Here is a 10,998-nt window from a genome sequence, read left to right as displayed (position 1 = left end):
CACGGCGGGGCGGGCGCGCCCAGGCGTCCCCGCCGCTTGCGCTGCGTTACCTCGGCATAACGGACGGCACCAGTTTGGGCGCTAGAAAGGAAGTGAGGGCTATGCCAACGTTGGCCTCCCGCGCACGTTCCGGCTGACGAGCCGGACAGACGGGAGGGGCGTCATGGGCCAGAACGTAGCCACCGAGCCAGGCGGACTCGACCGGCAGCGCTATCGGGCGAAAATGCGCCGGTGTCTGGACGCGCTGGGGCGGATGCTGGCCGAGGGCGGCTTCAACGCCGCGCCGCCGCAGATGGGCATGGAGATCGAGCTCAACCTCGTCGACGACACGCTCGGGCCCGCGATGCTCAACACCACGGTCCTGGAGAAGATCGACGATCCCTGCTACACGCTCGAACTGGGCCAGCACAACCTGGAGTTCAACGTGCGGCCCCGGCCGCTGGGCGGCAGCCAGTCCATCGAGCTGGAGTCCGAGCTGACCGCGTCGCTGGCCGGGGCCTCGCTCAAGGCGCTGGACGCGGGCGCGCGGCTGGTGCTCATCGGCACGCTGCCGACACTGCGGCCGGAGCACCTTGAGGTGCGCTGGCTGACGCAGAAGACGCGCTACCGCAGGCTGAACGAGCAGATCTTCGCCGCCCGGGGCGAGGAACTGGTGCTGCACATGGAAGGCACGCCGCTGCCGGGGCGGCGGGCGGAGAAGCTGCGCCGGATGCAGGACTCGATCCTCGCCGAGGCCGCGTGCACGTCGCTGCAGCTGCACCTGCAGGTGCCGCCGGAGGAGTTCGCCGCCAACTGGAACGCCGCGCAGTGCCTCGCTGGCGTGCAGGTCGCCATCGGCGCCAATTCACCGTTCATGCTGCGCAAGGCGCTGTGGCATGAGACACGGATCCCGTTGTTCCTCCAAGCGACTGACACCCGTCCGGAGGAGTTGAAGAACCAGGGCGTGCGGCCGAGGGTGTGGTTCGGCGAGCGGTGGATCACCTCGATCTTCGACCTGTTCGAGGAGAACGTCCGGTATTTCCCCGGTTTACTGCCCGAAGTGGACGACGAGGACCCGCTGGACGCGCTGGACCGGGGCCGTCCGCCGAGGCTGAGCGAGCTGCGCCTGCACAACGGCACGATCTGGCGGTGGAACCGGCCGGTGTACGACGTCAGCGACGACCTGCCGCACCTGCGGGTGGAGAACCGCGTGCTGCCCGCGGGCCCGACGGTCGCCGACATGATGGCCAACGCCGCGTTCTTCTACGGCGCCCAGCGCGCTCTGGCCACACAGGACTATCCGTTGTGGACCCAGATGTCGTTCCAGGCCGCCGAGGAGAACCTGCACGCGGGCGCGCGGCACGCGTTCGGCAGCCAGCTGTACTGGCCCGGCGCTGGCTGGGTCCCGCCGGACGAGCTGGTGCTGCGCAAGCTGCTGCCGATGGCGCACGAGGGCCTGGCCGACTGCGGCGTCTCCGACAGCGCGCGCGAGCGCTACCTCGGGATCATCGAGGCCCGCTGCACGGCCCGGCGGACCGGGTCGTCGTGGCAGCGCGACACCGTCACCGTGCTGGAGGCGCGCGGGATGGACCGGGAGGCCGCCCTGGCCGGGATGCTGCGACGGTACGTCGAGCTGAGCGAGGCGGGCGAGCCCGTGCACACCTGGCCCGTGCTCGGCTAGTGTTGCCAGTGGGTTGCAATTACGACTGATTGGCATCTGGAGATGGCTCCCTACGTCCTGCCCGACCTCGACTACGACTACGGCGCGCTGGCGCCGGTGATCATCGGGGACATCAACGAGCTGCACCACGGCAAGCACCACGCCGCGTACGTCAAGGGCACCAACGACACGCTGGAGAAGATCGCCGAGGCCCGCGACCGGGGCGACTTCGGCGCGATCGTCGGCCTGGAGACCACGCTGGCGTTCAACCTCGCGGGCCACACCCTGCACGCGCAGTGGTGGAAGAACCTCAGCCCGGACGGCGGCGACAAGCCGACCGGCGAGCTCGCCGCCGCCATCGACGAGCACTTCGGCTCCTTCGACGGCCTGCGCGCCCAGCTGAACGCCGTGTCCGCAACCATCCAGGGCTCGGGCTGGGGCGTGCTGGCCTGGGACCCGGTGGGCGAGCGGCTGGTGACCCAGCAGCTCAAGGACCACCACTCCAACCTGTCGATCGCCACCACGCCGCTGCTGGTGTTCGACACCTGGGAGCACGCGTACTACCTGCAGTACCGCAACGTGAAGACCGACTACATCGAGAAGCTCTGGAACATCGTGGACTGGGCCGACGTCACCGCGCGCTTCGAGGCCGCCCGCGCGGGCGTCAACGGCCTGCGCCCACCCGCCCCCGCGGCCTAGAGGACCCGGCGGATGCTCCGACAGGCCCCGCCGTGAAATGAATGGCCCCCGCTTCCGGACGCTGGGAAGCGGGGGCCATTCGGTTCCCGAACTGACTGCCGCTCCCACCACGAAGCGGACAAGACTTAGGTTAGCCTTACTTCAGTTCTCCTGACAACCCCCGTGCGGCAGTGACCTGGCCCACTGGAGAGGTGTTGGAAAGCGGGTCAGCGCACCCGGGCGCGGCGCTCGCGGCGCAGCACGCGCAGCCGGGACCAGTTGGCCGGGGACACCCGGACGCCGCCGCGGCGCAGCAGGAGCAGGCCGCAGGCGATCGCGGCGAGCGCGGCCACCGCGCCGCCGACGATGAACGGGGAGCGGCCGCCGAACTGGTCGGCCAGCCAGCCGGTCATCGGGGCGCCGAGCGGGTTGCCGCCGACGAAGACCAGCATGTAGAGGCCCATGACCCGGCCGCGCATCTCCGGGGCGGCGGCCAGCTGCACGGTCGAGTTCGCCGCGGTCATGAACGTCATCAGCGCCAGGCCGACCGGGATCAGGCCGATGGCGAACATGCCGTAGGTCGGCAGCAGGCCGAGCACGACCTGCAGGACGCCGAACAGCAGGGCCGAGCCGAGCAGCAGGCGGGTCCTCGGCCTGCCGCGCGAGCTGCGGCGCGCGGCCAGCAGGGCGCCTGCGAGGGTGCCGACGGCCAGGGTCGTCGAGAGCAGGCCGTAACCGCTGGCGTCCTGGTGGAAAACGTTTGCCGCGGCGATCGCCAGCGAGACGAAGAAGGTCATGCCGAACGTGCTGACGAAGAACACCAGCACCATCACGGTCAGGATGTCGGCGCGTCCGCGCACGTAGCGCAGGCCCTCCATCAGCTGACCGCGCCGGGCGGCCACCCGGGGCGACGGGTGCAGGTCGCCGACGCGCATCAGCAGCAGGCCCGCGACCACGGCTCCGGTCAGCACCGCGTTGGCCAGGAACAGCCAGCCGGTGCCGATGAGCGTGATCAGCACGCCCGCGATGGCCGGGCCGACGATCCGGGCGAGGTTGAAGTTCGTGGAGTTGAGCGCGACCGCGTTGGTCAGCTGCCCCCGGCCGACGATCTCCACCACGAACGACTGCCGCACGGGCACCTCGACCGCGCTGAACGCGCCCAGCACGAAGCAGAGAACGTAGACGTGCCAGACCTGCACGACGCCGGTGACGTCCAGCACGCCCAGCACCACCGCGCTCAGCGCCATGCCCGTCTGCAGGCCGATGAGGAGCTTGCGCTTGTCCATCCGGTCGGCGAGCACGCCCGCCCACAGCGACAGCATCAGCGTGGGCAGGAACTGCAGCGCCGCGGCGATGCCGAGGGCGACCGGGTTGTTGTCGGTGAGGACGAGCACGAGCCAGTCCTGCGCGATGCGCTGCATCCACGTGCCGGTGTTCGACAGCAGCGCGCCGCCCGCGAAGAGGCGGTAGTTGCGCACGCGCAGGGACGAGAACATCCCGTCCCGGGTAGACGGACGCGACGGGCTGGGCGGAGACGGTGCGGGGGTAGGGATGGGGGTGAGCCTGTCCTGTGTGCCCGCTGGTGTCCGCACTAGTCCGCTTTACCTGCCATCCTGTCGATGATCTCGGCGGCGCGGGCGAGGATCGCCCGTTCCTCGTCGTCGAGTTCGTTCAGCCGTTCGTCCAGCCACGCCTCGCGCGCGGTGATCTCGCCCTTGATGTAGACCAGTCCGGTCTCGGTGAGGGCGACGATCGCCTGCCTGCCGTCGCTGGGGTGCGGACGGCGCGAGACGTAGCCCATGTCCTCCAGCGCGGCGATCACCCTGGTCATCGACGGGGGCTGCACGCCCTCCTTGGCCGCCAGCTCGCCCGGGGTCAGCGGTCCGCACTTGTGCAGGCAGGACAGCGCCGAGATCTGGGTGAGGGTGACCGTGGCCGTGGTGCGCTGCGCCCGGAGTCGGCGGTTGAGCCGCACGACGGCGAGCCGCAGCCTGCTGGTCAGGGTCGACTGCTCCGGGGACACGATCGTTAGCATACCTCACTAACAGCCTTCCCGCCACGGTCGGGTGGGTCACAGGGCCTGGATCGGCCCCATGGCGAAGTAGACGATGAACGCCGCCGACACGATCCACATCAACGGGTGCACGCGGCGCGCACGCCCGGTCACCACGTGCAGCACCACGTAGCTGACGAAGCCCGCGCCGATGCCGTTGGCGATCGAGTACGTGAACGGCATCACGACGATGGTGAGGAACGCGGGCAGCGCCACGGTGAAGTCGCTGAAGTCGATGTCGCGGATCTGGGCCATCATCAGCGCGCCGACGATCACCAGCGCGGGCGCGGCCGCCTCGATCGGCACGACCTGGTAGAGCGGGGTCAGGAACATCGCGGCGATGAACAGCAGGCCGGTGACGACGTTGGCCAGGCCGGTGCGCGCGCCCTCGGCGATGCCCGCCGCGGATTCGATGTAGACGGTGTTGGAGCTGGTGGACGCCGCGCCGCCAGCGACAGCGCCGAGGCTGTCGACGAACAGCGCCTTGCCGGTGTTGGGCAGCTTGCCGTCCTTGTCGACCAGGCCCGCCTCCTTGCCGAGGCCGGTCATCGTGCCGATGGTGTCGAAGAAGTCCGTCAGCACGAGCGTGAACACCAGCAGCGCCGCGGTCAGCGCGGGGACCCGCCACCACGCGCCGAAGGAGACCTCGCCGAGCAGGGCGAGGTCGGGGATGCCGAAGACCTGCTCGGGCAGCGCCGGGTAGCCCAGGTTCCAGCCCTTGGGGTTCACGCCAGCCGACGGCCCGGCCTTGACGATCGCCTCCAGCACGATGGCCAGCACGGTGCCGACCGCCACCCCGATGAGGATCGCGCCCTTGACCCGCTTGGCGATCAGGATCGAGGTCACCACCAGCCCGACGACGAAGACCAGCGTCGGCCAGGAGGCGATCGATCCGTTGATCCCCAGCCCGACGGGCACGGTGGTGTTGGCCGCGTCCGGGAGCCTGCGCACGAACCCGGCGTCCACCAGCCCGATGAGCGCGATGAACAGTCCGATCCCGACCGCGATCGCGGACTTGAGCGCGGCCGGGACGGCGTTGAAGACCGCCGTGCGCACGCCGGTGACGACCAGCAGCAGCACGACGACGCCGTTGACGACCACCAGGCCCATCGCCTCCGGCCAGGTCATCTGCGGGGCGATCGTGACGGCGACGAGGGTGTTGATGCCCAGGCCGGTGGCCAGCGCGAAGGGGAAGTTGGCGATCAGGCCGAACAGGATCGTGATCACGCCCGCGACCAGCGCTGTCGCCGCGGCCACCTGGTCGACGGGCAGGATGTTGCCGAAGAGGTCGCGGTGCGCCGCGGTGTCGTCGGCGGCGAAGCTGCCGATGATCAGCGGGTTGAGCACCACGATGTAGGCCATCGTGACGAACGTGACGACGCCGCCGCGCACCTCGCGCCCCACCGTCGACCCGCGCTCGGTGATCTTGAAGAACCGGTCGACGCCGGACCGCCGCTCGTCCGTCCCGCTGGCCATGTGCCGTAGCCTCCCGCTGTGCCTGAACCGCGACCGGACCGATCGCTGCGCCCGCCGCCCCCGCTGCCGCCTCGGCTGCTGGAGCTGGGACCCATCGTGTACGTCGGCACCGGCATCTGGCTGGTGGCCGCCCTGGTCATGACCGTCTTCCCGCTGGGTCTCGACCCGGTGTGGCGGTGGACGGCGCTGGCCGGTGCGGCCCTGGGCATCGTAGGCGCGGCCATCATGGCCTGGCAGCGCCGCGCCGCCAAGTCGGGCCGCAGGGGCGCGCAGAAGCTGGATTAGGCCCTCCCGGAGCTTGAAGGTCCTCTCAGGGCCGCCGGAATAGCCTGCGGCCATGGGGGAAGGCGGGGCGCGGGCGTGGCTGCCCGCCGCGACGGGCGCGTGGGCGGCCTGCCACGCGGTCATGCAGATCACGTGGGCCACGACCGGGGCGGTCGTGCCGTGGTCGCCGCACGTCGCATACCACCCGGCGGTCCACCTGGCGCTGGCGGCGGTGGCCGTCGCGGCCGGGGCCGCCGCCGTGGCCACCACCCGCGTGCGCAGCAAGGCCGTGCTGGCGGTGGCGGCGGCCGCTGCGGCGGTCTTCGCGACCGGGATGCTCAGCCTGCCCGCGCATGTCGTGACGCTGCTGTCCTTCTCCGGCGTCGAGAGCGGCGCCGGACTAACCCAGGTGCTGTCGAGCACCGTGGGCGTGTGCCTGCTCGTCGGTGTCGCGACGCGGTACCGGCGGCGGTTGCGCGGCCGGTGTCCCCGATGCGGCGCAACGCATCCGGCCGAGCACACCGGCCCCTTGGTCTACCCGCCGCCGTCCGTCGCCTCAGCGCGGACGCGGCTGCTGGTCGGCGTCCTGGTGTGCGGCGTCGTGCCGTGGGCGGCCGTCAAGACGGTCTGGACGCTGGGCGGGGACGCCCTCGGGGTCACCGCCGAGGCGTGGCGGGCGGGCAGCGCCGGGGAGTCCGGCGTGCTGGCCGCGCTCGGCTCGGTCGGCGTGGACGTGACGGTGCTGGCCGCGGCGGCCGCGCTCGTCCTGGTGGCCGGGCTGACGTTCCGGTGGGGGCAGGTGTTCCCCCGGTGGGCGTTCCCGGTGGCCGGGCGGCGCGTCCCCCGCCTGCTGCCCCTGCTGCCCGCGTGGCTGACCGCGGTCGGCCTGTCGGTGTACGGGCCGCTGCTCGTGGCCTACGCCGCGCTCAGCGCCCTGGGCGTGCTGCCCGCCATCGCGCCCGCCGAGCCGTTCCCGACCTCGGCCGACACGACCTGGATGGTCGCCTTCGGCGGGCTGGCGTTCGGCGGCCTCGGGTCCGGGCTGCTCGTGGCGGCCGGGTCGTACGGCAAGCGCACCCGCCCGACCTGCTCGGATCAGCTCAGGTAGAGCGCCGGGTCCTCGATCAGCGCGGTGAACGTGTGCCGCTCCGGCCAGCGCCGGGTCGTCCAGGCCAGGGTCCTGGCCAGCGCCTCCGGGGTGTCCTCGCAGTGCGCGACGCCGTCGTCGGTGATCCACCAGGGGACCTGGTGCTCGCCGGTGTCGGTCCGGACGACGAGCTTGTCGTGGACGATCGGCCCGCCCGGCGGGACCTCCTCGCCCAACAGGTCGCAGGCCGCGGCGACCGCGCCCAGCTCCGCCCACGGGACGTACTCCCCATCGGAGACCGGCTCGGCCTCGACCTCGTCGGTGGCCAGCGGGATGTCCAGCAGGTCGGCGAGGGGCTCGGCGAGGGCGAAGTCCGGGCCAGCCGAGACCACGGCGGAGTCCGGGAGGACGGCCAGCAGCCACGGGCCGTCGACCACGACGCAGTCGTCGGAGGGCGTGCCCGCCAGCGTGCGGAACTCGTCCGGCGGGGACAGGTCCTCCAGCACGATCACCTCGTCGCGCAGGGCTTCGGCGAGCGCGGTGTGGGCGCGCAGGACGATGCCCGGCGGGATCTCGCGGTCGCGGTCGGCCAGGCGGTGGGCGAGGTCCTCGGCGTCCGCGCCGTTGTGGACGGCCAGCTCGGTGCGCACGCCGATCGCGGTCAGCACCCTGGCGTCCACGTCGACATCGGGCAGCGGGTCGTAGATGCCGGTCAGCTCCACGGCGTCCGGCATGCGCCATGACGTGGGCGGCGCGCCCGCGAGCACGGCGTGCCTGCCGATCCACCACGCCGGATAGCCGTCCGGGTCGACCAAGGCGCGCCAGGTCTCCGGGTTCGCCGCCAGCAGGCGCAGGGCCATCGGCCACGCGTCGGGGGCGACCAGGTCGAGGTCGCGGATGCCGACGAGCCGGTTCGGCGGCTCCGGCAGCGCGTCCCACCAGTCGGCCTCGTCGGCGAGGTCGTGGTCCGGCCCGGTCGGCGACTCGTCGACGACCACGGCGAACGCGTCGAGGACGCCCGCGGCGGTGAGCACCGACTCCGGCCACTGCTCGGCCACCGCGGAGGACAGCACGCCGATGGGCGAGTCGGGGTCGAGGACGTCGAGCAGGGGCGAGCCGGGCAGGGCCAGTTCGTCGGCCCGCCGCCAGTCCCCCACCGAGTCGGGCAGGGCCAGCGCGCCCAGCCACGGCATCGCGACCGCGCCGGACTCCTGGACCAGGCGCAGGACGATCGGCGCGAGGGCGGCGATGTCCACCCCGGACTCGTGGTCGTCCATGCTGCGCTCGACGGCGTCGCGCAGGTTCTCCAGCAGGTCCGCGGCCGTGCCGTGCTGGGCGCCGAGGCGGTCGAGTACCGGGTGCGCGGCCACCGGGTGGATCACCCGGAGGGCGCCGACGTCGGTGTGCGTGAGCAGGTCGAGCAACTCGGGATCGCCGTCGTAGCGCAGGGCGCCGCGCGGGCCGGGCAGCGTGCGGCCGTCGGCCAGCGGGACGGGCAGCCCGCCCAGCTCCTCGCGCGCTGTGGAGTCGGTCTCCACGATCGGCGCGAGCGCGGTGTAGAGCCGGTGCCACCACTCCGGCGGGCGGGTCGTGCCGGTGATGGCGGCCACGACCTCGGCCATGCGCAGCCGCGTCACCTCCAGCGCGTTCAGCGCCCCGGTGTGCGCGGCGTCGGACAGCGCGCCGTCGGCCAGGTCGGGCAGGACCTCGGACAGCAGGTCGGCCAGGCCGGGCGCGGCCGTGTCGAGCACCCGGGCGCGGGCCGGGGTCAGCCAGCCGGAGCCCGCGGCGGGCAGCCACTCGGCGCGGCGCAGCGCGGCCAGCACCAGCGCGCGCAGCCGATCGTCCAGTTCGGACAGCGGGAAGCCGGTCCTGGGCACCAGCGCCGTCCGCCGCTTGCCCGGGAGCTTCGCGACCAGGCCGGGGTAGGCCGCCGCGGCCGCGGCCAGCACCTCGTCGGCGGCCGGACCGGGGCGCGCGCGCCTGCGGCTCGGCTCGATGGGCACGGTGGCGACCAGGCGGACCGGCAGCGACAGCCGCTCGTCGGTCGGCGTCGGGGCGTGCAGCACGTCCTCGGTCAGCGGGTGCGGCGCGCCGTCGGAGTCCAGCCGCAGCGCCCACGTGACCGTCCACTGTGACCGCTCGCGGGACTCGACGCCCAGCGTGGCCAGCACCTCGGCCGACAGCGAGCCGGACACCCGGTGCACGAGCCAGGACAGCGCCTCGCCGGGCCCGTGGATGCTCAGCCGGTCGCCGTCCTCGGTCCGCGACCACACCGTGCCCGCGATCTCGATGCGGGACAGGGCGGGCAGCGCCAGCAGCAGGTCGGCCGCCTCGTCGGCGAACGCGGCCAGCAGCGCGGGGCCGTCGACGTCGGCGCGCAGCGGCAGCCGGACCTCGGTGGCGAACCCGGCGGGCGGCGCTGCCTCGTCGGTCGGCCACACCATGCGCAGCACCGGCACGCGGCCAGCGCGCTCGGCGGCCCGGGCGGCCAGCTCCGGGTGGTCGGCGATGGCCTCGGTGGTCCGCGTCGCGGAGAAGGCGACCCCGCCGGAGGTCGACACCACGCGCGGGGCGTCGGTGACGGCGAGGACGGCGGCGAACCCGATGCCGAACTGCCCCACCCCGCGCTGCTTGGCCGACGCGCGCAGCGACGACAGGGCCGCGACGCCCTCGGCGTCCAGCGGCCTGCCGGTGTTGGCCGCGCGCAGCTCGCCGTCGACGACGTCGACCCGCAGCGTGCCGCCCGCCCCGGCCGCGTCCGCGGCGTTCTGGGCCAGCTCGACCAGCAGCCGGTCGCGGTAGCCGCCGAGGTAGAGGTCCTCCTCGGCGTTGGCGTCCTCGCGGAACCGGGTGGGCGACGACGTCCACGCGCCCAGCACCGACGCGCGTAAGGCGGCGGTGTCGAAGGGGTCCGCGCTCACTCGTCCGACTCGACGTCGACGGTCGGCTCGGACTCGTCCTCGTCGGCCTCGGCGGCGGGCAGCGGCGCGTCGGCCACCTCGGAGACGGCCTCGTCCTCCTCCGGGGAGTCCGCGGGCTCCGGCTCGGAGACGTCCAGCTGGGCGTCGTCGTAGATCAGGTCGGCGACCAGGACCGGGGAGACCTGCTCGACCTCGGCCTCCGAATGCGCCCCGCAGCCGTACTCGGCGTGCACCACGCGGGCGTCGGCGGGCGCGATCTCGTTGCCGCACACGCCGAAGGCCGCGCCGAGCGAGCCCGCGACGGGCAGGTAGAACCCGCACGTGCCGCAGTGCGCGGGGGCGCTGCGGGCCATGTCCGACGCGGGCCCGAACTCCCCGGACATCCACCGGTCGGCGGCGTCGAGCCTGCCCTCGCGGGACATCACCCGCTTGCGGCCCAGGCCGACCTCGCGGGCCAGGTCCTCCACGGCCGGGTCGTCGGAGGCGGCGTAGCCGGGCACGAGCCGGAAATCGTCGGGCGCGGTCGGCAGCAGGTCGCCGACGCCGAGGTCGCCCGCGCGGACCCGCTCCTGCCACGGCACCCACGGGGGCGCGACCAGCGCCTCCGGGCCGGGCAGCAGCACGACCTCGCTGACGGTCACCTCGCACTCCGGCGCGCGGGCCACGGTCACCGCCCAGCGCCAGCCCGCGTAGCCGGGCTTGTCGGCCTCGAAGAGGTGGGTGGCGGCGTGCGCGTCCTCCGGGGCGACGGCGACGTGCGCGCCCACCTCGTCGCCCGCCTCCGCCTCCGCTGCGGCGCGTGCGAGGTCGACCGCCGCGAGCAGCGCGGGGTCGGTCACGTCCTGGGGTGCGGGCGTCGGCGTCATCACCGTCCGAT

At 73.2% G+C, this 10,998-nt stretch carries 9 protein-coding genes; 4 read left to right on the top strand and 5 right to left on the bottom strand.

Annotated features, from left to right (window positions below; all coding sequences use genetic code 11):
- The first annotated feature begins 163 nt into the window (after positions 1-163).
- Both Actkin_RS02560 and Actkin_RS02555 read left to right on the top strand, forming a co-directional pair.
- Positions 164-1,660 (top strand): glutamate-cysteine ligase family protein, encoded by a 1,497-nt coding sequence (locus tag Actkin_RS02560; RefSeq protein ID WP_189208603.1) that lies wholly within the window; start codon positions 164-166, stop codon positions 1,658-1,660.
- A 42-nt stretch (positions 1,661-1,702) separates the two neighbouring features.
- Positions 1,703-2,338, top strand: coding sequence for a superoxide dismutase (locus Actkin_RS02555; protein ID WP_189208604.1), 636 nt, complete (start codon positions 1,703-1,705; stop codon positions 2,336-2,338).
- 206 nt (positions 2,339-2,544) lie between these two features.
- Here Actkin_RS02555 and Actkin_RS02550 read toward each other — a convergent pair whose 3' ends face one another.
- The 3 genes from Actkin_RS02550 to Actkin_RS02540 all read right to left on the bottom strand — a co-directional run bounded on the left by Actkin_RS02550 (position 2,545) and on the right by Actkin_RS02540 (position 5,846).
- A complete protein-coding gene (locus Actkin_RS02550) occupies positions 2,545-3,813 on the bottom strand; it encodes an MFS transporter (RefSeq protein ID WP_189208605.1) in 1,269 nt (422 codons plus the stop codon).
- A gap of 95 nt (positions 3,814-3,908) precedes the next feature.
- Positions 3,909-4,340: a MarR family winged helix-turn-helix transcriptional regulator gene (locus Actkin_RS02545; RefSeq protein WP_229786486.1), complete on the bottom strand. Its 432-nt coding sequence runs from the start codon at positions 4,338-4,340 to the stop codon at positions 3,909-3,911.
- Between the two features lie 48 nt (positions 4,341-4,388).
- Positions 4,389-5,846: an NCS2 family permease gene (locus Actkin_RS02540; protein ID WP_258905714.1), complete on the bottom strand. Its 1,458-nt coding sequence runs from the start codon at positions 5,844-5,846 to the stop codon at positions 4,389-4,391.
- A gap of 18 nt (positions 5,847-5,864) precedes the next feature.
- Between Actkin_RS02540 and Actkin_RS02535 the strand changes: the two genes are divergently transcribed.
- Positions 5,865-6,131, top strand: a complete 267-nt coding sequence (locus tag Actkin_RS02535; RefSeq protein ID WP_258905713.1) for a DUF2530 domain-containing protein — start codon at positions 5,865-5,867, stop codon at positions 6,129-6,131.
- Between the two features lie 52 nt (positions 6,132-6,183).
- Positions 6,184-7,218, top strand: coding sequence for a hypothetical protein (locus tag Actkin_RS02530; RefSeq protein WP_258905712.1), 1,035 nt, complete (start codon positions 6,184-6,186; stop codon positions 7,216-7,218).
- Here Actkin_RS02530 and Actkin_RS02525 read toward each other — a convergent pair.
- Both Actkin_RS02525 and Actkin_RS02520 read right to left on the bottom strand, forming a co-directional pair.
- On the bottom strand, positions 7,206-10,121 hold the full coding sequence (locus Actkin_RS02525) for a sacsin N-terminal ATP-binding-like domain-containing protein (protein WP_258905711.1): 2,916 nt from the start codon (positions 10,119-10,121) through the stop codon (positions 7,206-7,208). The two genes, Actkin_RS02530 and Actkin_RS02525, sit on opposite strands and share 13 nt — an antisense overlap.
- Entirely contained in the window at positions 10,118-10,987 is an 870-nt protein-coding gene (locus Actkin_RS02520; RefSeq protein ID WP_189209991.1) for a DUF3027 domain-containing protein, read from the bottom strand. Before Actkin_RS02520 ends, Actkin_RS02525 begins: the two co-directional genes overlap by 4 nt.
- Positions 10,988-10,998 lie beyond the last annotated feature (11 nt).

It is taken from the genome of Actinokineospora sp. UTMC 2448 (assembly GCF_024760565.1).
Taxonomy (GTDB): Bacteria; Actinomycetota; Actinomycetes; order Mycobacteriales; family Pseudonocardiaceae; genus Actinokineospora; species Actinokineospora fastidiosa.
Note: the sequence above shows the minus strand (reverse complement) of the source record. Positions and strands in the feature narration are given on the sequence as shown.

Bases quoted from the DNA above. Each gene is read 5' to 3' on its own strand.
- Actkin_RS02560 (WP_189208603.1), top strand. From the start codon at position 164: ATGGGCCAGAACGTAGCCACCGAGCCAGGCGGACTCGACCGGCAGCGC.
- Actkin_RS02555 (WP_189208604.1), top strand. From the start codon at position 1,703: ATGGCTCCCTACGTCCTGCCCGACCTCGACTACGACTACGGCGCGCTG.
- Actkin_RS02550 (WP_189208605.1), bottom strand. From the start codon at position 3,813: ATGTTCTCGTCCCTGCGCGTGCGCAACTACCGCCTCTTCGCGGGCGGC.
- Actkin_RS02540 (WP_258905714.1), bottom strand. From the start codon at position 5,846: ATGGCCAGCGGGACGGACGAGCGGCGGTCCGGCGTCGACCGGTTCTTC.
- Actkin_RS02530 (WP_258905712.1), top strand. From the start codon at position 6,184: ATGGGGGAAGGCGGGGCGCGGGCGTGGCTGCCCGCCGCGACGGGCGCG.
- Actkin_RS02520 (WP_189209991.1), bottom strand. From the start codon at position 10,987: ATGACGCCGACGCCCGCACCCCAGGACGTGACCGACCCCGCGCTGCTC.